Genomic DNA, 22,876 nt, shown 5'->3' on the forward strand with positions numbered 1-22,876 from the left:
CCTACCAGCGCCTGCGCATCTGGAGCCCCAGATTGCGCTTGCGCAGGGCAGCCTCCCGCTCGTCCGGCGTCACCTTCGGCGTGTCGGCGGGCAGGTGGCTGGCGATTTCGGAAAGCGGCACTTTCCTGATCGTCGGCATCGGATAGCTGTCCGCGCCATGCCAGCGCCCCACCAGCATGCCCCGCCTGTGACCGCCGCTGTCGAGCCAATTGGCGACGCCCGGGTCTTCCAACGCGATCACGGCGCGGAACTTGCCGTCGCGGTCCAGCTTCGCCTGCATCGCGTTCAGGCTGCTCTGGCGATAGCCGAACTCTATCTGGTTCCAGAGTTCGTCGTTAAGCTGCACATTCCAATATTTGCAGTTCTCCGGCAATTCCGTCTCGATGATCAGCGCCTCGCCCGGCTGATAGTCATAGATGCACCGGAAATATTTTTGCGGCCATTCGCCGCTGTTTCCCAGATCTTCGAAGCCCGACAATTCCATGACGTTCAGGCCAAGATCATGGATGACCTTGTTCTGATAGCCGATGCAGATGCGCGAGAAACGCTCGACGAAACCGCCCATGATCGCGTCGAGCCGCGCCGCGATCTGTTCCTGCGTCAGACGGGGTTTCAGCGGCGGTTTGTCCAGCCGTTCGATGGCGAAGCGCGCATCCACGTCGACGCCCCAGTCATAGGCGAACTGGCGGATCATGATGTCGCCCGCCTGAGGATCGAGATAACGCCAGTCGCCAGTCCAGTCCTTTGGCCTTTCCGCGCTGAATATCACCTCGAAATAGCCGTCCTTGCCCAGCGTCAGGCCATCGGCATCATAATTGTTGAAGCCGGGTTTGGGGTCTTGCGTGCCGAACATGCCGCCGCCGACGGCGAAACCCATCACCTTGTTGGTGCCGCGATAGCCGCTGATCTTGTAGACGCCGTCGCCGCTGACCGGCGCGATATGATAAATGGCGTCAGGATTGGGTTGCAGCAGGAAGATGCTGTTTTCGAACGGCATCCAGTCGGGATGTTCAGGCGTGGACTGGAAATACCAGACATAGGATTGCGCGATGTTCATCACCAGTTGGCGATAAAGCTCGGCGCGGATCTGGCCATCCTCGGGAAAGCCGGTCATGGCGTTGAGCGCCCCTGCCGGTTTCAACAGGTCGGCATAGGCGCTCCAGTCCCTGAGCGCGGCGGCAGGCGCGGCGCTGCTGTTCATGGCCGCGCCCGATGCGGATGCCGGCAGCAGGCCGCCGACTGTTGTGCAGAGCGCGGCGCCCAGAAGGCCCCGGCGTGACAGTGCAAAGTCCTTCGCGTCCTCATCCGGCACTCTCCTTCTCCATATCGTCATTTCCTCGGGCGGCCGGGCGCCGCCCGACGGGCTGATGTCAGCTTCCGTGCCTGCGTCCGCCCGACACTTCGATCCCGCGCCCGGTGATCATCGATGCCTCATCGCTCGACAGGAAGAGCACCGCATTGGCGATTTCGCGGGGATCGACCGCGCGGCGGATCACCTGATTCTCGCCCGCAATCTCCGCCTGCTCCTCGGCGGTGAACATGGATGCGATCTGCGGCGTCGCGGTCAACCCCGGAAGCACGCTGTTCACGCGGATATTGTCGTCCGCATAGGCGCAGCTCGCATGATGGCTGAGATGGATGACCCCCGCCTTGGCCGCGGCATAGGAACAGGGCGCGGACGGCGTGTAGAGCCGCGCCGCCATGGACGCGGTATTGACGATGGTGCCGCCACCATTGGCCTTCATCATCGGGATTTCATATTTCATCGCCAGGAAGGTGCTGGTCAGCGAAATGCTGATCGTCCAGTTCCAATCCTCCAGGCTCATCTCCTCGATGCTGCCGGGGCGCGACATGCCGATATTGTTGAAGGCGTGGGCGATAGGACCATGCGCCTCGTTGGCGGCGGCGATCGCGGCCTTCACCGACGCCTCGTCCGTGGCGTCGGTGGCGACGAACAGGGCGGTGCCGCCCTTGGCCCGGATGGCGTCGCGCACGGCTTCGCCCCTGGCCGGGTCCAGTTCGGCAATCGCCACCTTCGCGCCTTCCTCGGCAAAGGCATGCGCCGTCGCTTCACCGATGCCCGATCCGGCGCCGGTGATGAAAACCGATCGCCCCTCGAAACGCCGCCTGTCGCCCATCCTGAATCTCCTGCCGATTGTTTATCCGTCAATGTGCCGGCCGGTCGGTCAGGCGGTCGATGTCCTGCCCGTCCATGTCCGCCCAGAAACGCGCCCAACTGTCGAAATCCTGGGGAAGATCAGGCGGATTGTCATGCCCGGCCCAACCGGTGAAGGGGGCCGCCGGTCGTTCCTGCCAATCGGCCGAATACCAGTGCTTTTCCCGTCGCCGGACGAAAAACCACTCGCCATCCCGCCGTTCATAGCTGTCGAAATAGGCGATCGCCATGACCACCCATTTGCCCTGGTCCTCATGCTCGGCGCGGCAATAGACCACGCCATGCGCATGATCGGCATCGTCAAATTCGACCCGGTGCCCGCAAATCTGGTGGACGGACCGATAGAAAGTCCTGACCGCGGGCGTGATGATGGATTTGAGCACATCGCGCCCGCTGCCGCGCGCCCCACAATAGACATCAGGGATGAACAGATCGACCCAGGCGTCCATATCCCGGCTGTCCACCGCAATCGCGTAACGGATCGGAAGCTGCTGGATCGCCGCCAGCGATTCCAGCCGGTCGATCCGCGCCTCCAGTTCGTTCATGCCAGCCGCTCCAGATTGGCGGGGTCGAATGGCAGGAAGGGTTCGTCCCGCTTCGCCTTGCCGAACCAGTCCGGGTCGTTGAGGATCGCCCGGCCGACACCGACCAGATCGAACTCGCCCTTTTCGAACCGTTCGATCAGCAGCGGCAGATTGTTCACCGACTGCTGGCTGTCGTCGATATGCCTGGCCTTGCCCTTGGCCTTGTCCAGCGCGACGCCGCCCACGGTCATGGACGCCTTGCCGGTCAGCTTCTTCGCCCAGCCCGCCAGATTGAGCGGCGATCCGTCGAAAATCGGCGTGTCGAAATAGCGCTGGCTGGCATCGAACAGGTCGACCCCCGCATCGGCCAGCGGCCCGAGCAACGCGCCAAGGCCATCCGGCGTATCCGCCAGCATGGCGCGGTAATCCTGCATCTTGAATTGGGAAAAGCGCAGCACGATCGGCATATCCTCGCCAATCTCCGCCCGGATCGCCTTCACCACCGCCACGCCGAAGGCGGCGCGTTCGCCCCATCGGTCTTCGCGCCGGTTGGTATAGTCCCACAGGAAGCTGTCGATCAGATAGCCATGCGCGCCATGGATGGCGATGCCGTCCACGCCCAGCGCCACCGCATTGCGCGCCGCCTGGCGGTAGGCGGCGATGATGTCGGCAATATCGCTTTCGCTCATCGGCGGCACAGGCGCCAAGCTCTCCACCCGTCCCTCCTCGCGGAAGGAGATGATGCCGTCCGGCGGACCCCAGATGCCCGACGGCCGCATCGGATTGCCGGTGCCGGTGCCGGCATATTCGACATTCCACATCGGCCCCTGATGCCAGAGCTGGGGAATGATCCGCCCGCCCGCATCATGCACGACATCGACCAGCTTGCGCCAGCCGGCCAGGGCCTCGACCCCGTCGATGCGCGGTATGTCCGGATGATCGGCCGCCGCATAATGGGGCAACGCAACTCCCTCGGTCAGGATCGCGCCCAGGCCCGTTGCGGCGCGGCGGCCATAATAGCTCGCCACGTCATCGGTCGGCACGCCCAGCGGCGAGCGGTAACGGGTCATTGGCGCCATCACCACCCGGTTCGGCAGGGTCAGGCCACGCAGAGTTAGAGGGCTGAGCAGAGGATCGATCAGGCTCATCATTCCCCCCTGAACAGGGGTTTGCGCTTCTCGATGAAGGCGGCCCGCTTTTCGGCGGTGTCGGCGGTCGACTGACTCATGAAGATGGCGCGGTTCTCCATTTCGATCGCCGCTTCCAGGCTGGGCGCGTCGGCGTTGAACTGGAGCGAGCTTTTGGTGAGGGCGATGCCGATCGGGCTGTTGACCATCACCGCCTCCGCCAGCTTGAGCGCCTCCTCCATCAGCGCATCGTCGTCGACGCAGCGCAGGATGAGGCCGATCCGTTCGGCTTCCTCGGCCATCACGGCGCGGCCCGTCAACACCAGCTCGGCGGCGCGCTGCAATCCGACCAGGCGCGGCAGCAGGTAGGAAAAGCCCATTTCATGGCCCGTCCCCGCATTGTGGAAGGCGTTGACGAACTTGGCGGAGCGCGCCGCGATAGTCATGTCGGCGGCGATTGCGATCGGATAGCCTGCGCCCGCCGTCACGCCGTTCACCGCGCAGATCACAGGCTGCGGCAGGGCGCGCATCAGCAGCGGAATCTGGCCCAGCTTGGCCATGACGCGCTGCTGGAACTGCGCCCTGCCCAACCCTTCGGCCACCCAATCGGGCTTGCCCGCGCCGCGAATGTCATGACCCGCGCAGAAGCCGCGCCCCGCGCCCGTCAGCAGAACGACCCGCACGTCATGATCATAGCGCACGGCCTCCAGATGGCCGATCAGTTCGGCATACATGGCATAGGTCAGTGAATTGAGCGCATCGGGCCGGTTCAGCGTCAGTCGGCAGACGCCCTCTACCGGCATGTCGCGCAAGATGTCGCCCATCTGGCTCCCGTCCTTTTCTTTCATTCCGCGTGGCTGTGGACCATAGTCGACCAAAAGACGGGGGTCGCGGAACCCCTGACAGCCTTCCGCGCAGAGCATATCATGGTTGTGAACAGGCGTGCCCCGATCTTGTCATCATGCCTGCCGATGGCATGGGAAAAGGGTATTTCAGCAAGGTGATCCATGGCCAGACTGCCCCTTGAAAAGATCCGCGTGCTTGACCTGACCCGCGTGCTGGCGGGGCCGTTCGGATCGCAGGTGCTGGCTGACATGGGCGCCGACGTGATCAAGATCGAACGGCCGGTCGTGGGCGACGACGCCCGCATCTTCGGGGAGCCTTATCTGCGCGATGCGGAAGGCAGGCCGACGCGGGAAAACGCCTTCTACATGTCGGTCAACCGCAACAAGCGGTCGGTCGCGCTCAACATCGCCAGCGCCAGGGGGCAGGAACTGGTCCGCGAACTGGTCAAGTCCTGCGACGTGGTGATGGAGAATTACAAGGTCGGCGATCTCAAGCGCTACGGTCTCGACTATGAAAGCCTGAAGGCCGTCAATCCCCGCATCATCTATTGCTCGGTCACCGGCTATGGCCAGGACGGCCCGCTGGCGACCAAGCCCGGCTATGACGCGGTGTTTCAGGGCGAATGCGGCCTGATGAGCGTGACCGGCGTGCCGGAGGGCAAGCCGGGCGCCGGACCGATGAAGGTCGGCCCCAGCATCATCGACCTGTTCACCGGGCTGAACGTCGCCAATGCCATATTGGCCGCCCTCTATCATCGCGACGCGGCGGGCGGCGAGGGTCAGTATATCGACATCGCCCTGCTCGATTGCGGCGTGTCGGCGCTGTCCCATTATGCGCAAATCTACCTGACGTCAGGCGAAGTGCCGGTCCGGCGGGGCACGCAGGGCAATGGCGGCATGCCGACCAGCATGTTCCCGTGCAGCGACGGCGCGATCATGATCACGTCGGGCAACGACAAGCAATATATCGCGCTGTGCGACGCGGTCGGCCATCCTGAATTGAAGAACGATCCGCGCTTCTATACCAATGTCGAGCGGGTGAAGAATCGCGACGAGATCACCGAGGTGTTCAACGCGATCTTCCAGACGAACAGCGTCGATTACTGGCTGGAGAAGCTCGGGGCCGCCGGCATCCCCAGCGGGCCGATCAACGATCTGGAGCAGGTGTTCGCCTATCCGCAGGCGTTGCATCGGGGCCTGCGCGTGCGCGCTCCGCATCCGCTGAAGCCCGATCTGGACGTGATCCGCAGCCCGCTGAACTTCTCGGAAACGCCGATCACCGACTATCGCGCCCCGCCGATGCTGGGGGAACATACGCGCGACGTGCTGGCGCAGGAACTGGGGCTGGACGCGGCGGCGCTTGACGGGCTGGCCGAAGACGGGATCATCTGAAACAGATCGCGCGCGGGCCCATTTTTGAACGGGCCCCCCGCCCAGATCCCTCAGATGCAAATCCGTCAGATATAGCCGCGCCGGGCGCGATAGGCGGCGAAGCGTTCCTCCAGCCCTTCCCGCGTCAGGCCGAAATCCTCCGGCCTGTGCTTGGGCCCCTTGCTCGGCTTGTGAGGATGCGCGTCCAGCCAGGCTTGCATCGCGCCCTCCGTCTCGGCCGTCAGCGTCAGGCCTAGCTGGTCGTAGATGGAGCGGATTGACGCCATCTGATCGCGGGTGAAGTCGCGGAACTCGACGTCGATGAACGTCGCGTCGCTCTTTTCGCGCACCGACTCGGCGCGTTCCAATGCCTGCGCCCACATCTCCGCCTCGCGCCGCCCGACATCGGCGCGATCCGCCTTGTCGCCGCAAAAGGCCCGGCGCGCCGAGAAGATGAGATTGCTGACCGATGGCGTCGAATCCACCGGGTCGCGATGGGTCTGGATGATCTTCGCATCGGGAAAGACGTTCAGCACCTCCTGCAAGGAAAAGAGGTCCGTCGGGTTCTTGAGCAGCCAGCGGCGATCGTCCCCCGCGCCGATCAGACGCAGCACATCGGCCAGCCAGCGATAGCTGTCGGTGTCGTCGCGCCCGCGATACCAGCGGTCATAGCGGGGGGCGTCCCACATGGACGGCCACATGTTGCTGGCAAAGCTGGCGCCCAGGATGAACAGGGATTCCTCAATCCCCTCTGCCGTCATCATATGGTCGTCGGCCGATTCCGGCGACGCCGCCAGATAGGCGTCCAGCGACGCCTTCTCCGTCCGATATTCGGCAATACCGTCCCACGTCTCCCGCGGCGGGCGCGGCATGGGATAGACGGTCAGCCAATGTTCCGGCCCCTGGAACTGAGGGTCCAGCGACATCAGCAGGTGCAGCGCCGTCGTGCCCGAACGGACGAGACCGGCGATGATGATCGGCTCCCGGATCGGCTGCTCCAGCGCCTCCGGCCGTTCCCTCAACCCCTTGACCGCCAGGGCGCGGGTATCGAGCGACTGGCCGATGCGCCATGCGGTCGCCTGCACGCACGCGGGATCAAGGTCGAGCGCGCGGATGTCGGACAGCAGCAGGCCCAGCCCCTCGCGAAAGCCGGCGTCGCCAAAATCGTCAAGGCCCGTGCGCGCCGTCGAGGCAGCCAGCAGGGCGTCGAGGGTCAATATCCGCTGGTCCTGGACAATGGTTTCTGTGTTCATCAGGCCGCGCTCCACGGATCGACATGAATCTTGGTTTCGTTGGCCCCGGCGCGCAGTTGCTCGAACAGGTCGGGGAAGGCGTCCAGGCCGACCGTCCGCGACACCATCAGGCGCGGCTCGACGTGTCCGGCGTCCAGCGCATTGGCGCTATGTTCGAATTCCCTGAGATCATAGGCGAACGAGAATTTGATCGTGACCTGCTTCCATGTGGCGAGCGAAGGCAGGATCGGGTCGGGCGAGGTGCAGAAACCCAGCGAGACGACCGTTCCGCCGGGCGCGACCAGTTCGACCGCTTTCTGCGTCATGCCGACCGCGCCGACGCATTCCAGCACGATGTCGGGCATGCCGCCCAGCGCGGCCGAAACGCGTTCCGCTTCGCCTTCGCCCAGCGCCTCGAAGCTGTTCGCGCCCATCTGCAGCGCAAGATCGGCGCGCCGTGACGAACGGGAAATGGCCACGATCTTCCCCGCCCCCAGCAACCGCGCCCAATAGATGGCAGCGAGGCCGATGGACCCAGCGCCCAGCACCGCGACCTTCGCGCCCGGCGGCATCTGCGCGAGCCGTATGCCGCGCAGACCCACGGCGAGAGGCTCGATCAGAGCACCGTCAGCAGGCGTCAGCGTGTCGGGCAGCACGATAGAACTCGTCGCCGCGATCCGCATATATTCGCTAAAGCCGCCGACAAGACCCTGCATCTGCGCGCAAGCCATGGGATAACCGGCCAGGCAGGGGGCGCAGCGGCCGCAGCCCGCCACCGGCATGGCGGTGACGAACTGACCGACCTTGAGATTGTCTACGCCTTTGCCCAGTGCGACGACTTCCCCGCAATATTCATGGCCGATCACGCTGTCGACGGGGAAATCATTGCCATGGCCGGAGGTCATGTGGAGGTCCGTGCCGCATACGCCGCAGCGCGTGACCTTGATGACCGCTTCGCCCTCGCCGGGCTGGGGATCGTCTATGGTCTCCACGACCAGCGGTGTGCCCGCGCCCTTGAATAACGCTGCCCTCATCTCTCTCCTCCTTCTCCTACCGTGCCATTAAAGCTACTATTCAGTACCTAAAATGACAAAGCGGCGGCACTGGACCGGTCGGCCTGCGGCCGAACCTGCCCGTAGCGGCAAGAGGTGTGAAGATCGGCGGTGAGTGATCGCAAACATGATGTCCGGAACGGCCGGCGGCATAAGCGCTTTCCGATCGCGCCAAGCCGGTTCAAAGGGTATCACCATGGTCCATGTCACCTTCATCACCCCTGCCGGGATCGCGACCACGCTGGACGGCGATGTCGGCCAGTCGGTGATGGACATCGGCAAGCGGGCGGGCGTCGAGAATATCATCGGGGAATGCGGCGGCAGCGCCGCCTGCGCGACCTGCCATGTTCATGTCGATCCCGCGTGGATCGATCGGGTCGGTCCTCCATCCGCCGACGAATGGGACATGCTCGACTTCGCCCATGGCAAGCGGGCGGATTCGCGCCTTTCCTGTCAGATCCGTCTGCGCGCGGCGCTGGATGGCCTTATCGTGCATACGCCGGAACGGCAGGGCTGAGGCGCAACGGCGCGCCCGGCAAGAAACGTCAACCCAGCGTCCTGAGCGCGGCGATGGCCGCCGCCTCCCCATCGATGTCCCGCAGCTTCGGCATCAGCTCCGCCTCGACAAGGCCGCCCCAGCCGATTGTCCGCAGCGCCGCCATGATCGGCGCAAAGTCGATCACGCCCGCACCGGGTTGAACGCGGCCTGGCATGTCAGCGATCTGCACAGCGGCGAGAATATCCGCCTGCGCCACAATCGCCGCCGCCATGTCCTCGCCGGCGCAATGGCAATGGCAGCTATCGAGGATCAGCCCCACGCCTGCCGACCGGGCGATAGCGCCGATGTCGGCCAGGCGCTCGACCAGGGCCAGGGGTACACGCTCCCGGCTGACCATCTCCACCGCCAGCGCCACGCCCCGCTCCGCCGCCAGCTTCGTGGCGGCAGCGAAATTCTCCGTCGCCCGCGCTAGCTGTTCCGCCAACGGTGCGCCGCAATCCAGCAGGACCGCGTTGATGCAGCCACCGCCCACATGCTCCGCTGCCGTGAGGCTGGACGCCATGGCCGCTTCCATATCGGTGATCGGCGCGCCCCAGAAGAAGGGCGGCTCCATCCCCAGAACATTATGGGTGAAGCTGCCCATCTCCATCCCATGATCCCGCAACGCCACACCCATGCGCCGCTGAACCTCCGGCGTGCGGGCTTTCAGACCATTGTCGGTGATGCCGGCAAAGCCCAGCCGAGCGGCGCAATTTATCTGAGCGACCGGATCGACCGAGCCGGCCGTTGCGGCCAGCAACGGCGCGTCGGGATCGGCTATGCCAAGATGCGCCGCATACCGCATGAGCTGCGCCGTCAGCTTCCGGCCCAGCGCTCAAGCGCGGCATCCGCATCCGTACCCAGGGGCGGGTTTACATCGCCAATCCTGCCCGGCGTCTCCGATAGGCGCGGCGCGGGCGCGGCCAATGCCAGATCGCCCAACGCTTCATCCGCCACATGGATCAGGCTCCCGCGAGCGCGCATATGAGGATCGGCCAGCATATCGTCCAGGCTGTTGACCGGCGTCACCGGAATACGCCGGGCGACGAGCTGCTCCACCAGCGCAGCCTGCGGCACGGTGGCGATCCAGGCGGCGACGCAGGCATCCTGGTCGTCCCCCTGCCCGCCCGCCAGCGCCAGCAGATCGGCGGCATGCCGAGCGGTGCTGGCGGAGATAGCGACGTATCTTTCGTCGGAGGTTCGATAGACGTTGCGCAGTACGCCGGGCAGTCGCGACCCGCAACGTTCGGGCGAGCGGCCGGGCTCCCATCTTTGCGCCGCATGGGCGACGATCTGCAATATCGGTTCGTAGAGGCTGGCGTCCACCTGTTGCCCCCGTCCGCTACGGTCGCGCCAATAAAGGGCAGAGAGCGTGCCGATCACCGCGCTCATCGCGCCCACGGCGTCACCCAAGGCTACGGAAGGGAGCATCGGCGGACCGTCTTCCGTCCCCGTCAGGAAGGTCAGGCCGCCAAAGCCTTCACCGATCGTGCCCGATCCCGGCCGGCCCCGATAAGGACCGGTGGCGCCGAAGCAGGACACGGAAAGCATGACAAGCCGGGGATTGACCGCCGACAGGACTTTCCAGCCGATGCCCCGCCTCTCCAGCACGGCGGCGGGATAATTTTCCACCAGCACGTCGGCTTGCGCCGCCAGCGCCTTGAGCCGGTCGATCCCCTCTTCCGAACGCAAGTCCAGCGCCAGGCAACGCTTCCCCCGCGCGACCAGCGGCCACATCTTGCTGTCGCGGAACAGGTCGCCCTCCGGCGGCTCGATCTTCAGCACATCGGCGCCGAAATCGGCCATGATCGTCGCCGCAAGCGGCGCGGCATAGAGCGACGCCATGTCGATGACCTTCAGCCCCGCCAGCGCGCCGGGCGGGATGGCGCCTTTCCCCGGTTCCTCCATCCGTCAATATGCTCCCGTTTCCCGCGCTTCGCCGGCCAGGAAACTTTCCCGCAGCCTGCGCTTCAAGATCTTTCCCGTTTCCTCGCGCGGCAAGCTGGCGCCGACGACCAGATGACGCGGAATCTTGTAGCCCGCGATGCGCCCGCGCAGGAACGCTGTCACCTCATCGGGGATCAGCGCCTCGTCGCTCTGGAGATACGCGACCAGCACTTCACCATATTCGGAGTCCGGCACGCCGAAGACAGCGCAATCGGATACCGCGGGATGCTCCAGCAAGGCAGCCTCCACCTCTGCCGGATAGATGTTGACCCCGCCGGACAACACCATGTCCGCGCGCCGGTCGCACAGAAACAGATAGCCTTCTTCGTCCAGCCAGCCCATGTCGCCGCAGGTAATAAGGCCGTCATATTCGACGGCGGCGCGCTTTTCCGGATCGCCGTGAAAAGTGAAATCGGGCGTGCCGTGGATGCGCAGGTAGACGTCGCCCGTCCGCCCCGCCTCTGTCCATTGGCCGTCTTCGCCACGAATACGGACTTCACCAGTCAGGACAGGTCGGCCGACGCTGCCGGGTCGAGCCAGCCATTCCCGAGGACTGATCTTCGTGACGACGCCGGTTTCGGTCGATCCATAGGTTTCATACAGGACCGGCCCCCACCAGTTCAGCATCGCCCTTTTTACTTCCGGCGCGCAGGGCGCGCCCGAATGGACGACGTGACGAAGGGTGGAGAGATCATATCGGCCCTTCACCTCTTCGGGGAGGCGCAGCAGCCTGACGAAAAGCGTGGGCACCAGCGCGCCATGGGTCACATGATGCTGCTCGATGAGCCGCAGGCAATCCTCCGGATCGAAGCGCTCCATCACCACCACCGTGCCCCCGGCGGCGAAAGTCGCCATCAGGATCGCCTGGCTGAAGAGATGATAGAGCGGTCCCGTCACCAGCGCGACATTGCCGGGCGCCGTGTCATGGATGACCGCCAGCACACGGGCGCGCTGCGCCGATTCCTCGCCTGTCGCGGGCAGGCGCCTGACCGCCTTGGGCTTGCCCGTGGTGCCCGACGTGTAGACCATGGAGGAACCGAGACCGTTGCCATGGCCCTCATGGGGTTCATGGGCAGCGATCCAGTCGTCATAATCCGGCTGCTCGCCCGAACCGCCGACGGCGATCACGCGCAGGCCTTCGGGAATATGGGCGCCCAGCCCGTCCAGCAGGTCGGCATGGCCGATCAGCAGCCGGGGCGTCGCGTCGCGCAGCACATAGCCGATCTCCGTCGGGTGCCAGTGCCAGTTGATCGGCACGCCATAGGCGTCGAGCCTGCGCACGGCCAGATTGGCTTCCAGCACGGCAAAGTCGTTGCGCAGCAACAGCGCCACCGCATCGCCCGCGCCGACGCCTGCCGCCGCCATCGCGCTCGCCAGCCGCGCCGCCCGGTCGAGCAGTTCGGCGCGTCCGCGAATGCGATCGCCGACGATCACATCGCCGCTCATGCCGTCTCGACGGGCCGGGTCACGGTGAGGCAGGTGCCCCAGCTATGCAGCATCGCGGCGTGCAGGCCGCCTTCCCCTCCCGCGACCATGACCAGCACATCATCGGGCGTCGGCACCAGATGCACGCGCCCGTCGGGCTTGATCCGACCCAAATTGCCGATGGGATCGCGATATTCGGGTCGGAACCAGTCGATCGGCAATGCGCATCTGTCCCAGATATAGGCCTGCACATCCTCGATCCTGGGATAGGCCTTCGCAATCACCTCCGCCCAGATCGGGTTGATGACGCACAAAGTCTCCGCAAAGGCCGAGGACGGCAGGAAGCCGTTTGCGCCCGGATAGGCCATGGATTTGGCGATCATGTCGAGGAAACCGTCGGCACTGTTCGCCACCACGTCGCAGATATTGGCCGTGCCCATCGCGCCGTAAACGGTGACGGCATCGCCTCCTACGCCGCGACGTTCAGCCAGCGGCGCCCAGGGAGAGCGCTCCTCCCATTCGCCAAAGACGATGCCGGCGACACGCCCCGGTGTGCCATAGACGCTTTGCGACGTCGAACCGATCGACTGGCCCGCCACATTGCGCATGATCAGACGGATCGCCCGGCCGATGGCCACCGCTCGACCGGCCACTCCGCCCAGGCAACCGGCCTGACAGGGAATGTCCAGCCGGTTGCGGATCGACCCGTTCACGATCATGGCGGGCACCACCGACCCGGTCGTGGCATTGAGGCCGGCCAGGTCGAACCTGGGGTCCGCCATCGCTTCTATCGCCGCGCACAGCAGCGGCATCGCGTCGCCCGTGCAGCCGGCCATAACCGCGTTGATCGCGATCTTCTCCACCGTGCATTCGGCGCGCAGCGGCGGCAGCACGGCGATCAACTCGTCCGGAAAGCGTCCGCCCGCGATCAGGAAGTCCTGCACCCGCTGCTGCGTCGGCGGGATCAGCGGCAGTCCGTCACCCCAGCCCTGAGCCATGGCGAAATCGTTGAAGGCGACGATGTCATCCTCGACCTCATGCCGCCGACTGCTCAGCCAGTCTGCTTCGCACCCCGAAATTCCGCAGGAACGATCGATAGTGGTTTCGTGCAATGTCATGGACCTGTTCTTTTGGAAGAATGTCGAGAGGATAGGGAAGGATGTGAAAGCGCAGGCCCGACCGGCCGCCCCGTTTCGCCAGATTATGGGCCAGCCCTTCGAAATGCGCGGTCGCCACCGCGATGGTCGGGATGCCGGCGGCTGCCGCGGTCAGTGCGTCCGCGATGGTCCAACTGGTGCAGGACCCGCAATTGCCCAGTCCGACGATGGCCATGTCGCTTTGCGCCAGTAGCGCGCCATAGTCGCGTTCGGCTTGCTCGCCCTCCCGGCCCGTGCGGCCGCAACTGCGCCAGAAGGTCACCTCGGCGCCTTCGGCCCGCAAGCCTTCGGCCCAGATCTCGCTGACCCAGTCCCAGCTACGCCACAGCATATCGATGCGGATGGCGATCTTCTTGCCCCTCAGGACGCCGGCATCCGGACCCGGCTCAGCCAGATCGTGCACCAGCGATGCAGTGGGATCGAGAATGATGGTCATGTCGTTACCTCCACCATCTTTTTGCATGTTGCATGCAAATTGTCAAATTGGGCATTTCAGAAGCGGTATTTTGGCTCCTCAATGCCCCGAACGCCCGTTTCGATCGCGAAGAGGCCACCGGCATGCCTGCCCAGGGGCTGATCGCCGGGAAGATGGCGGTGAGCGGCGGACGTCAGATAAAGCGTGGCCAGTTCCGGCCCGCCAAAGGCCACCTTGGTCGGTTGCAGAACCGGCACAGCAATCTCCCGGTCCAGCCGTCCGTCCGGCATATAGCGCGCCACCGCGCCCTTCATCAGCAGGCAGACCCAATAGCCGCCCTCCGCATCCACTTCCGCCCCGTCGAAAATCCCGTCGCCGCGATCCCGCTCCGTGAAGACACGGCGGTTGGACGGCGTGCCGGTCACGATGTCATAGTCGAAGGCATAGACCCGCCCGGCGGGGGAATCCGCCAGATACATGATCCGCCCGTCGGGACTGAAGGCCATGCCGTTGCTGCACGTGATGTCTCCGATCACCTCGGCCAACCCGCCGCCGTCCAGCCGATAGACGGCGGCGCGGCCGGCCACCCCGGTCTGGAAATAGGAAAGGTCGACCGAACCGATCAGATAGCGACCCTGCCGGTCGCACCGGCCGTCATTGAAACGGTGGGTTTCGACGGGATAGGGCGGCGGCGCGGCGACCGGCGCCAACGTGCCGCTGGCCCGGTCGAAATCGAACAGGCCGGTACGCAGCGCCACGACAATCGGCTCGCCCGCGCCGCGCAGCGCAAAGCTGCTGACATGGGCGGGCATCTGCCAGCTTTCATTGCTCCCGCAGGCCGGATCGAAGGCATTGAGCCGGTGCGCCTCCTGATCCACCCAGAACAGCTTCCGCTCCGCCACCGACCAGACCGGGGTTTCGCCCGATTCCGCCCTGATGTCCAGCACGCAGCGCGCCGGGGCGTTACCCTCCTGCATCTTCTTCTCCTTCATCCGGCGCCTGTCAGCTCATGGTGGTTATGCCGAACCCGCTTCCGTTGATGGCTGCGGCCTTTCTGCCAGGCAGCCATATCCTGTCGTTTCACCGCTTCAGAACAGGCCGGCCTTGCCGCCAGTCCAGGGAATGCGCGCAAAATAGCGCTCGGTCTGCGCCCAGAGCGTGGGAATCATGGTGGGTTTGCTCATGTCACGAATCAGGTCGATATTGGCGGCTATGCTTTCAGGGGTGATCGCCGGATCGAACGATCCGTCATTGTCGAAGATCGCCAGCCGCGCGACGCGCCCACCCCCGACGTTGAAGACTTCTCCGCCGAAGTCCAACTGCTCGCTACTGAGATAGGCGATCAGCGCCGACACCTTTTCCGGCTGGAAATGGGTGCGATACCAGCGCGCCAGATCTTCGTGCGACGTTTCCGTAAGGCGGGAGGCGCCCGTGGGGAAGATGCCGTTCACCAATATATTATGCGGCCGCCCGTCAAAGGCCGCATCATGGGTCAGCCCCAGCAGCCCGGCCTTGCCCGCTGCATAGGGCCCCAGATGTCCCGCGCCCAGAACCGCCGACGACATGACGTTGACGATGCGTCCGAAACCCTGACCGCGCATCAGCGGCCAGACCCGACGCAGCAGCATATAGGGACCGATGAAATTGGTCCGCAGCACGCCCTCTATCTCTTCATCGGTGAAGGCATCGGGATCACCGATCAGCGATCCGCCGGCATTATTGATCAGAATGTCGACCCGGCCGAAGGCGTCCAGCGCATGTTCGACGATGAGCCGGGCGGACTCGCCGGTGCCGACCATCTCGCCGTCCGCTTCCGCCTCACCTCCCGCAGCGCGGATTTCATCCACAACCGCTTGGGCATGGGAAATGGTGCCGGGCGTCAATGTGGACTGCGCGCCGCCATAGTCGTTGACGATCACCCTCGCCCCCCGCGCGGCGAGCAGAAGGGCATGAGCCCGGCCCATGCCCCGCCCCGCCCCCGTGACGATCGCGACCCGCCCGTCCAACCGAATCATCCCGCTTCCTCTCGCCTGTCCATATACATGCAACATGCAGAGGGGCGGCGTCGCCATATCCGCGTCCAAAACATCGCCTATCCATTATATGGCGGCGTCCCTTCGGCGGAGCGGTGGCAATAGTCCACATAGGGCGGCCCAGCGCCACGAGCGGAGCCACAACCGGGATCGGCCAATACGGAGGGGTCGCAGCCTCAGTCCTGGCCGGCGGATTGCAACTGGAATGCGCGGGTGCGCTCAATATGCGCCCGCATATGCCGTTCGGCAGCGTCGGGATTGCCGGCTTCGATCGCGTCGATGATCGCCTTGTGATCCCGCAGCACGGCCCGCCCGCTCCAGCCACGGGCGCGAGAGAGCCGGCTGTTGAGTACCCGCAATTGCTGGTCGATCTGCACCAGTTGCCGCGCCAGCCGCATATTGCCCGCACCCTCGCGGATCATGCCGTGAAAGGCGGCGTCGAGTTCGACATGAGCAGCCAGGTCGCTTTTCTCCACCACGATCTCATGCTGCGCGAACAACGCCCTGAGCCGGGCAACGCCTTCCGCATCCATGCGCTCGGCCGCACGGCGCACGGTCATGATCTCCAACCCTTCCCGAATGTCGAGCAGATCGAGAATGTCGGGCGTGCCGCCTGCGATCACCGCTACGCCGGTCCTGGCGCGGGGTTCGACCAGCCCTTCCCGCTCCAGCGCGATCAGTCCTTCGCGCGCAGGCGTACGGCTAACCCCCAATTGCCGCGCGATCTCCGGCACGCTCAAATGAGTGCCGGGGGCCAGTGCGCCTGAAAGTATGGCATTGCGCAGGCGCTCGGCAACCATTTCCGTCAGCGCCTCCGGCCGGGTCAGCGGTTCGAAATGCCCAGACGCCTCCAGCTCCCCGTCGGCATATTCATGTTCCTTCTGCATGCAAAGCTCCATGCTCCCAATCGCGGCTGGTTTCAACGCAAACCGGGCCGCCGTGCCAATTGCAGGCATGAGGATATGACCACGGCAATCTTCAGATAGGCGATGGCATGCTGAACGGATCGGATTCATTTTGTTTGCTGCCGGCCGGCATGATAGCGCGCGGGCAAACGATCATGAGGCATATATGAAGTATATTTTTGCTCTTGCGGCTGCCCTGTCCCTTTCCAGCCCGGTGGCCGCGCAGGACGCGCCCGTCATCAAGGCGCGCACGATGGTCAAGACGGCCGATGGCGTCCGCGTCGGCTTCATCGATCGCGTCAATGCGAATGCCGAGGGCGCCCCGACCTCGGTACAGATCATCTACAAGGGCCGCTTCGTGTCGATACCGGCGGCAACCCTGTCCAATGGGGAAAAGGGACTGGTCACCAGCCTGACCGCAGCCGACCTCAACAAGCTCTGACCGGGCCGGAAAATGGCATGGCGCATCATGCGCGTCATGCCATTGCGTTCGGCATCTTATCCCGGCCCGGAAAAGCGCAACCCCTCGTCGGGCGCCAGATGGCGGAGCTGGACGAACTTGCCCGGCTGCCTGCTTGGGATGCCGGCCCCGCCTTCGCTCACCGCTGCGCACCGGGTTCGAAGACCGCGGCGGTCAGATGCTGGCCGCCGTCCGCCAGCGCGCGATGGCCCAGGATGAAGCAGGCCTCGTCCGAAACCAGGAACATCGCCGCCCCGCCCACATCCTCCACCGGGTCGGCAAGGCGCGGCATCGCCATATTGGCGATCAGCGTATCGACGCTCTTGCCCTTCTTCGCGCGATAATCCGCAAAGATCGCAATGTCCGGCACCGCCGGCTGGAGGAAATTGACGAGAATGCCATCCTTCCCCCATTCGACGCCTGCCGACCGCGTAAGGCCCGTCAGCGCGAAGTCCATGGTGACGGCATCCGTCACGCCCTCATTCGCCGTCGGACCGTAGATCGAACCCAGGTTGACGATGCGCCCGCCGCCCGCCGCTTTCATGTGCGGATAGACCGCCTGCATCATGTTGATCGCGCTCAGCAGCACGTCATTGAACGCTGCGGTGAAGTCGGGCGCCCCCTGCCTGTCCGCCAGCCGGTCCCATTTCAGCGCCGCGTGCGCGCCATTCAGCATTATGTCGATCCGGCCATGCGCCCCCACTACCGCATCGGCCAGCGCCCGTGCGGCTTCGGGGTCGGAAAGGTCGGCGCTGCGCGCCTCCGCGCCGGGAATAGGGCGGGCGGCCGCTTGTGCCGCTTCGTCATCCTTGTCGACCAGCACCACCTTTGCGCCTTCACGGGCGAAACGGAGGGCGATGCCCCGCGTCACTTCATTGGCCGCGCCGGTAACGATCGCGACCTGCCCTTCGATCAATCCCATCCTGTCCTCCCCGCGCTCAGGCCGTCAGTTCGACGGCCGCCTGGCTGTGCTCCTTGTGGATGTCGGTGCCTTCCTCATGCATCTGGAGCGGCGCGGTCGCCCATGCGCCGCCGTCGACGCAGAAGACCTGCCCGGTGATGAAGCGGCCATTGTCGCTGCAAAGCCCCAGCACCGCGCCGGCAATGTCGATCTCGCAATCGCCCATGCGACGCATCGGGAATTGGCGCACGCTGGCTTCGGCCATTTCCCTGTTCTGGTCGGCCCAGCTTTTATAGGCCCAACTGTCGCCAGCCGGCGTGATGCAGTTGACAGTGATATTGTCCTTGCCGAATTCTCGTGCGGCGCTGCGCGTCAGTGCTTCATTGGCGGATTTGGTGATGTTGTAATCGCTGGCATAGGGCTGACCCCAGATGTTCCAGTGGCTGGAAAAATAGATCAGCCGCCCGCCGCCAACCTTGCGCATGTGCGGAACCGCCGCGCGGCTGGTCCAGAGCGACTGGTAGAAGCCGGTCATCAGCGTCATCCTGTAATCGGCGTCGGGCTTGTTTTCGATCGACCGAACAGGCGCGATCCCCTGCGCATTGTTGACGACGATGTCGAGCCGCCCGAATCGTTCGGCCGCATTATTGACCAGATCTTCCATCTGTTGCCGGTTGCCGACATCGGCGGCGACGAACTGCGCCCGTTCCGCAGCGCCGGAAAGCTGCGCGATCAGCGCTTCATTCTCCCGATTATTTTCCGGGCTGCGCGAGCAATAGACCACTGCGGCGCCTTCCTTCAGGAAACGCAGCACGATGCCCTGGCCAATGCCTTTCGTGCCGCCCGTGACGACCGCCACCTTGCCGCTCAGGCGCCCATGCGTCTGCATCATTTCCCTCCTCAAGCTGTTTCGATCAGCGGCTTGCCCGCCGTCATGCGCCACATGTCCGCCACTACCGGCAGGTGGATGGTCTGTCCGCCGTCCACCGCCAGCAACTGGCCCGTGATGTAACGGGCCGCGTCTGACAGCAGGAACAGCGCGGCCTGCGCAATATCGTCCGGCCGACCAAGATAAGGCAGCACATTATTGTCCAGTGTCATCTGGAAGAACCGGTCGCCCATATTGCGCGTCGTGGGCGTGTCGATGAAGCCCGGCGCTATCGTGTTGCAGCGGATTCCCCGCTTGCCATAGGCGGTGGCGATCGATTGGCTCAGACTGTGCACCGCCGCCTTCGAAGCCGCATAGGCGGGAACGGTGCCAAGCGACAATATGCCGGCGGTGGACGAAATATTGACGATCGCCCCGCCGCCGCGCTTCAACATCTGCGGGATACAATATTTGGCGGCCAGCATCGGCCCGCGCAGATTGACCTCCAGCGCGCGGTTCCAGATGGCGACGTCCATCTCATGAATCTCGCCATCGGCACCGGTCTGATCGGGCGCGTTGTACGACACGGTGTTGTCGAGCAGATCGACACCCCCAAAGCGCGCCACGGTCTCATCGACCATCATCCGGACCTGCGCTTCGTCGCGCATGTCGACCCGTAGCGCCAACGCCTGTCCGCCGGCCGCTGCAATGGCCCCCGCCGCGGAGCGTGCATTGCCCTCGTCCAGATCGGCAATCACCACCGCCGCGCCTTGCGTAGCGAGCAACTCGGCTGTCGCCTTGCCGATGCCCGATGCGCCGCCCGTCACGACAGCCACCTTGTCCGCCAATATGGGCTGCACGGCTCTCTCCACTCGATGATATTTCACCAAGTTTATTATATGGCCATGAAGATGATCAATATTACCGGGGATTCCATCATGGATATGAAGGTGAACGGAAATTCGCCAGATATATAGAACGATCGTTCTTATGAATTGCCTGTTATCGTGCGCGGAACTGCGTCGAAAAAGGCCTTGCCGGCCTCCTCCAGACGGATGAATTCCGACCATAGGCCCAGATCGCGGCGCGTATCGGCATAGCTATAGTCCAGCACCCCCGGCATGGAACCCGCCATCGGTACATCATAGCCCATGCCCCGAAGCCGGTGGAGCATCGCCTGATGATCGTCGATCAGATAACCGAAATGATGCAGCCGTATCGGCCCCGCCAAAGCGGGTACATGATCGTCATAGATTGTCCTCTGCATCGGATCGGGTTCGATGATCTCGGTCATCACCTCGTCGATCCATGCAAGCGCAATCCGCCGCGTCGGCGCCGGTCGGCCGTCGATCGCCGGCGGTTCGTTCACCATGAACTCGACCGGGCCGAACTTCGCGCGGAACGCGGCAACAGCGGCGTCCGCGTCGCGGGTGACATAGCCGAACTGGAAAAAGCCCTTGAAGAAATTCTGCACCCTGTCCTCCGCCGCTGCGTACCTTATGCCAAGATAGGTACTATCAAGAACCTATGCTGGCAAGCGAGCCGGTCTTGGGCGGTTTCGGCAGCGCGACGCCCTGGCCCAGCGGTCGTCCAGCAAGCGCGCATGGACGACATAGGCGCGCCGTGAAATGGGGCGGCCCCAGCATCCTTTATCGCCCCTTGCCGTTTCAGAATGAGGGAGAGCATCGATGCATGGAGCCTTGGAAGCGGGATTTTGGGGCCTGGTGGGCGGATCGGCGCTGTTGATAGGCGCGTGCATCGCCTATGTGGCAGATCTTCCGCAACGGCTGATCGCCGCGATCATGGCGATTGGATCGGGCGTGCTGATTTCGGCCGTGGCCTTCGACCTGATGGACGATGCCTATGCTCGCGGCGGCTTCGATTCCACCGCCTTCGGATTTCTGGCCGGGGCGGTCGTCTACACGATTGCGAATGTGGCCGTGTCGCGGGCCGGTGCCCGGCATCGTAAACGGTCGGGTTCGAACCCGCACGAGAGCCAGGCGCCGGCTGCCGGGAATTCCGGGCTGTCGATTGCCGTCGGCGCCTTGCTGGACGGCATTCCGGAGTCCGTGGTCATAGGGGTGAGTCTGCTGCATGGCGGCGGCGTCAGCATGGTCACGGTCATCGCCGTGTTCCTTTCCAACGTTCCCGAAGGCCTTTCCAGCGCCGCGGGAATGAAGAAGGCGGGTCGGGGCCCCGCCTATATCTTTGGCGTCTGGGGAGCTATCGCTTTGGCTTCCGGTCTGGCCGCGCTGATCGGCTACATCACTCTGGCGGGCGCGGACCCGGATCTGATCGCAGCCACCACCGCCGTGGCAGCAGGAGCCATTCTCGCCATGCTGGTGGACACGATGATTCCGGAAGCGACGGAGGAAGCGCATGAATTTTCCGGCCTCATCGCCGTCGCGGGATTCCTGATTGCCTTCATATTGACGAAGCTGGAGTGAGCGTGGCCACAGATGAACGGGAAAATGCCAGCCTCGTTCATCTCCGGTTACACATGCAGGACCGACGCCCATGCACGACACGGCGTCCAACCCTCATGCTTGCGGGTAGCCGACGACTTCGCAAGGGAAGGCAGGCCCCCTGCCATAACAAAACGCCCCGTCCCTTTCGGGACAGGGCGCCGGTGCTGAATTTACAATCGGCCTTTATTCTTCGCCATTATCCTTCACGCCCACCGTCGGCACATCGATGGTTTCCTTCTTTGTGCCGACGACGACCGCCTTGGAATCGACGTCCACCTTGGGAAGTTCGCCGCCCTTCACACTGACCTCCGGAACATCTCCACCGGAAACATCGGCTTTCCAGAAGCCGGTTGCGAACAATATTCCGACAATCGCCAGAACGATGATCAAGGCAATCGCAACGGTCCGCCCGCCGCGATGTTTATGAACCACGACACGGTCATCCGTATAGCGATCCCTGTGAACTTCTACCATCTCCATCCTCCTCCTTAAGAGACTGGGGAAACAATCAGGCCTTAATTCTTGTTCCCTTTCCATTCATTGTCTGGCCGTCCGGGCAATTTCCCGAAGCTGCGAACCGTCGATCCTGACATGGCGATATAGCGCTTCAACAATGCTGAACAGGCCGAACAGCGCGAGCCCGCTCGCCACGATGAAGAGCAGCAGCGGCCCATGCTCCTGATCGCGGAGCTGCCTGAGGGCCGCGCCCAACCCGCCTGCCTCGTCGGGATCGGCATGCAAGGCAGCGTTGATCACGAACCAGCCGATCATGGCGAAGACGATGGCGCGGGCCGCATAGCCGATCCGTCCGGCCCAGCGCACGGCTTCCGGCACCGGCACATCGGCCGCAAGTTCGTCGAAACGGCCCCGGCAGGCCTTTACCGCCTGTGCGAGCGCAATGAAGAAGAATATGACCCCGCAAATGACGAGCACGGCCTGACCGCCCGGCTGATCGAGCAGCCAGGCGGACCAGCCTTGCGCCGTCCGGTCGCCGGGACTTCCTTCGGCTGCCGGCGCCTTGCGAAGCACCAGGTTGACCGCCGCCAGGGCGAGTGCCCCGTACACGATTCCACTCATGGCATAGCCTGCACGTTCCAGCCTTCCCTTCAGGCTGCGGCTGCGATGTTCGGGGTCGAGAGCGGCTTCGATCAAGCGCCAGAGCGCATAGCCCGCGAAACCTGCCGCGCAGAGCAGGAGCAGGAACGACCCCAGGCTGCTTTGGGAAAGGGAGCCGAGAACGCCCTGATTGTCGCTTGGTTGGCCGCCGTGGCGCGCGACGTCTATGGCGAACAGTCCGATGAGAAGATACACCATCCCGCGCGCCGCGAACCCTATGCGCGCCAGTATCGTCAGACGTTCGCCATAACTCTCCGTGCCGTTCATCATCTTCACCATCGCATTGGAAGCAGGGTAACGCGGCATCGCCCGTGAA

Annotated in this window: 25 protein-coding genes; 4 read left to right on the forward strand and 21 right to left on the reverse strand. The window is 64.3% G+C overall.

Annotation, left to right across the window (positions count from 1 at the left end):
• Window position 1: 1 nt before the first annotated feature.
• Genes EWH10_RS11945 through EWH10_RS11965 form a run of 5 tightly spaced genes read right to left on the reverse strand, consistent with a single transcriptional unit; the run spans window position 2 to window position 4,651 of the window.
• Window positions 2-1,312: a DUF1214 domain-containing protein gene (locus EWH10_RS11945; RefSeq protein WP_229742576.1), complete on the reverse strand. Its 1,311-nt coding sequence runs from the start codon at window positions 1,310-1,312 to the stop codon at window positions 2-4.
• Between the two features lie 58 nt (window positions 1,313-1,370).
• Window positions 1,371-2,138 (reverse strand): SDR family NAD(P)-dependent oxidoreductase, encoded by a 768-nt coding sequence (locus tag EWH10_RS11950; protein WP_044660677.1) that lies wholly within the window; start codon window positions 2,136-2,138, stop codon window positions 1,371-1,373.
• Between the two features lie 28 nt (window positions 2,139-2,166).
• A complete protein-coding gene (locus EWH10_RS11955) occupies window positions 2,167-2,721 on the reverse strand; it encodes a nuclear transport factor 2 family protein (RefSeq protein ID WP_025548373.1) in 555 nt (184 codons plus the stop codon).
• The gene (locus EWH10_RS11960) at window positions 2,718-3,848 is read right to left on the reverse strand and encodes an NADH:flavin oxidoreductase (RefSeq protein WP_025548375.1); all 1,131 of its coding nucleotides are present in this window, start codon (window positions 3,846-3,848) and stop codon (window positions 2,718-2,720) included. The genes EWH10_RS11955 and EWH10_RS11960 overlap by 4 nt, the downstream gene beginning before the upstream one ends.
• The gene (locus EWH10_RS11965) at window positions 3,848-4,651 is read right to left on the reverse strand and encodes an enoyl-CoA hydratase/isomerase family protein (RefSeq protein WP_025548377.1); all 804 of its coding nucleotides are present in this window, start codon (window positions 4,649-4,651) and stop codon (window positions 3,848-3,850) included. The genes EWH10_RS11960 and EWH10_RS11965 overlap by 1 nt, the downstream gene beginning before the upstream one ends.
• 183 nt (window positions 4,652-4,834) lie before the next feature.
• On the opposite strand from EWH10_RS11965, the gene EWH10_RS11970 reads away from it, so the two are divergent.
• A complete protein-coding gene (locus EWH10_RS11970) occupies window positions 4,835-6,064 on the forward strand; it encodes a CaiB/BaiF CoA transferase family protein (RefSeq protein WP_025548378.1) in 1,230 nt (409 codons plus the stop codon).
• Between the two features lie 65 nt (window positions 6,065-6,129).
• Here EWH10_RS11970 and EWH10_RS11975 read toward each other — a convergent pair whose 3' ends face one another.
• The gene (locus EWH10_RS11975) at window positions 6,130-7,296 is read right to left on the reverse strand and encodes a sulfotransferase family protein (RefSeq protein ID WP_044662880.1); all 1,167 of its coding nucleotides are present in this window, start codon (window positions 7,294-7,296) and stop codon (window positions 6,130-6,132) included.
• Entirely contained in the window at window positions 7,296-8,309 is a 1,014-nt protein-coding gene (locus tag EWH10_RS11980; RefSeq protein ID WP_025548381.1) for an alcohol dehydrogenase catalytic domain-containing protein, read from the reverse strand. Before EWH10_RS11980 ends, EWH10_RS11975 begins: the two co-directional genes overlap by 1 nt.
• 214 nt (window positions 8,310-8,523) lie before the next feature.
• Between EWH10_RS11980 and EWH10_RS11985 the strand changes: the two genes are divergently transcribed.
• Window positions 8,524-8,844 (forward strand): 2Fe-2S iron-sulfur cluster-binding protein, encoded by a 321-nt coding sequence (locus tag EWH10_RS11985; protein WP_044662881.1) that lies wholly within the window; start codon window positions 8,524-8,526, stop codon window positions 8,842-8,844.
• A gap of 28 nt (window positions 8,845-8,872) precedes the next feature.
• Here EWH10_RS11985 and EWH10_RS11990 read toward each other — a convergent pair whose 3' ends face one another.
• The 8 genes from EWH10_RS11990 to EWH10_RS12025 form a co-directional block, all read right to left on the reverse strand.
• Complete coding sequence (locus EWH10_RS11990) at window positions 8,873-9,670, reverse strand: sugar phosphate isomerase/epimerase family protein (protein WP_025548384.1); 798 nt, start codon at window positions 9,668-9,670, stop codon at window positions 8,873-8,875.
• Window positions 9,671-9,681: 11 nt separating this feature from the next.
• The gene (locus EWH10_RS11995) at window positions 9,682-10,773 is read right to left on the reverse strand and encodes a CaiB/BaiF CoA transferase family protein (protein ID WP_025548385.1); all 1,092 of its coding nucleotides are present in this window, start codon (window positions 10,771-10,773) and stop codon (window positions 9,682-9,684) included.
• Between the two features lie 3 nt (window positions 10,774-10,776).
• On the reverse strand, window positions 10,777-12,258 hold the full coding sequence (locus tag EWH10_RS12000) for an AMP-binding protein (RefSeq protein WP_044660678.1): 1,482 nt from the start codon (window positions 12,256-12,258) through the stop codon (window positions 10,777-10,779).
• Window positions 12,255-13,355, reverse strand: a complete 1,101-nt coding sequence (locus EWH10_RS12005) for a hypothetical protein (RefSeq protein WP_226870233.1) — start codon at window positions 13,353-13,355, stop codon at window positions 12,255-12,257. The genes EWH10_RS12000 and EWH10_RS12005 overlap by 4 nt, the downstream gene beginning before the upstream one ends.
• The gene (locus EWH10_RS12010) at window positions 13,273-13,830 is read right to left on the reverse strand and encodes a UGSC family (seleno)protein (protein WP_025548390.1); all 558 of its coding nucleotides are present in this window, start codon (window positions 13,828-13,830) and stop codon (window positions 13,273-13,275) included. The genes EWH10_RS12005 and EWH10_RS12010 overlap by 83 nt, the downstream gene beginning before the upstream one ends.
• A 56-nt stretch (window positions 13,831-13,886) precedes the next feature.
• On the reverse strand, window positions 13,887-14,786 hold the full coding sequence (locus EWH10_RS12015) for an SMP-30/gluconolactonase/LRE family protein (RefSeq protein ID WP_037482046.1): 900 nt from the start codon (window positions 14,784-14,786) through the stop codon (window positions 13,887-13,889).
• Between the two features lie 111 nt (window positions 14,787-14,897).
• Window positions 14,898-15,824 (reverse strand): SDR family NAD(P)-dependent oxidoreductase, encoded by a 927-nt coding sequence (locus EWH10_RS12020; RefSeq protein WP_025548394.1) that lies wholly within the window; start codon window positions 15,822-15,824, stop codon window positions 14,898-14,900.
• Between the two features lie 194 nt (window positions 15,825-16,018).
• Entirely contained in the window at window positions 16,019-16,729 is a 711-nt protein-coding gene (locus EWH10_RS12025; RefSeq protein ID WP_082718674.1) for a GntR family transcriptional regulator, read from the reverse strand.
• A 184-nt stretch (window positions 16,730-16,913) separates the two neighbouring features.
• On the opposite strand from EWH10_RS12025, the gene EWH10_RS12030 reads away from it, so the two are divergent.
• Window positions 16,914-17,189: a hypothetical protein gene (locus tag EWH10_RS12030; RefSeq protein ID WP_065846175.1), complete on the forward strand. Its 276-nt coding sequence runs from the start codon at window positions 16,914-16,916 to the stop codon at window positions 17,187-17,189.
• A gap of 157 nt (window positions 17,190-17,346) precedes the next feature.
• On the opposite strand, the gene EWH10_RS12035 is transcribed toward EWH10_RS12030, so the two are convergent.
• The 4 genes from EWH10_RS12035 to EWH10_RS12050 form a co-directional block, all read right to left on the reverse strand.
• The gene (locus tag EWH10_RS12035; RefSeq protein ID WP_025548396.1) at window positions 17,347-18,129 is read right to left on the reverse strand and encodes an SDR family NAD(P)-dependent oxidoreductase; all 783 of its coding nucleotides are present in this window, start codon (window positions 18,127-18,129) and stop codon (window positions 17,347-17,349) included.
• Between the two features lie 16 nt (window positions 18,130-18,145).
• Window positions 18,146-18,997: an SDR family NAD(P)-dependent oxidoreductase gene (locus EWH10_RS12040; RefSeq protein WP_165363359.1), complete on the reverse strand. Its 852-nt coding sequence runs from the start codon at window positions 18,995-18,997 to the stop codon at window positions 18,146-18,148.
• 11 nt (window positions 18,998-19,008) lie between these two features.
• Window positions 19,009-19,836 carry an SDR family NAD(P)-dependent oxidoreductase gene (locus tag EWH10_RS12045; protein ID WP_025548400.1) on the reverse strand — a complete coding sequence of 276 codons (828 nt, stop codon included), beginning with the start codon at window positions 19,834-19,836 and terminating at the stop codon, window positions 19,009-19,011.
• Between the two features lie 128 nt (window positions 19,837-19,964).
• On the reverse strand, window positions 19,965-20,450 hold the full coding sequence (locus EWH10_RS12050; protein ID WP_025548402.1) for a VOC family protein: 486 nt from the start codon (window positions 20,448-20,450) through the stop codon (window positions 19,965-19,967).
• Between the two features lie 214 nt (window positions 20,451-20,664).
• Between EWH10_RS12050 and EWH10_RS12055 the strand changes: the two genes are divergently transcribed.
• Window positions 20,665-21,423 (forward strand): ZIP family metal transporter, encoded by a 759-nt coding sequence (locus EWH10_RS12055; RefSeq protein WP_025548404.1) that lies wholly within the window; start codon window positions 20,665-20,667, stop codon window positions 21,421-21,423.
• 204 nt (window positions 21,424-21,627) lie between these two features.
• On the opposite strand, the gene EWH10_RS12060 is transcribed toward EWH10_RS12055, so the two are convergent.
• Complete coding sequence (locus tag EWH10_RS12060) at window positions 21,628-21,924, reverse strand: hypothetical protein (RefSeq protein ID WP_226870466.1); 297 nt, start codon at window positions 21,922-21,924, stop codon at window positions 21,628-21,630.
• Window positions 21,925-21,981: 57 nt separating this feature from the next.
• Window positions 21,982-22,866, reverse strand: coding sequence for a DUF1206 domain-containing protein (locus EWH10_RS12065; protein ID WP_052816673.1), 885 nt, complete (start codon window positions 22,864-22,866; stop codon window positions 21,982-21,984).
• Window positions 22,867-22,876 lie beyond the last annotated feature (10 nt).

Source organism: Sphingobium fuliginis, from assembly GCF_004152845.1.
Lineage (GTDB): Bacteria > Pseudomonadota > Alphaproteobacteria > Sphingomonadales > Sphingomonadaceae > Sphingobium > Sphingobium fuliginis.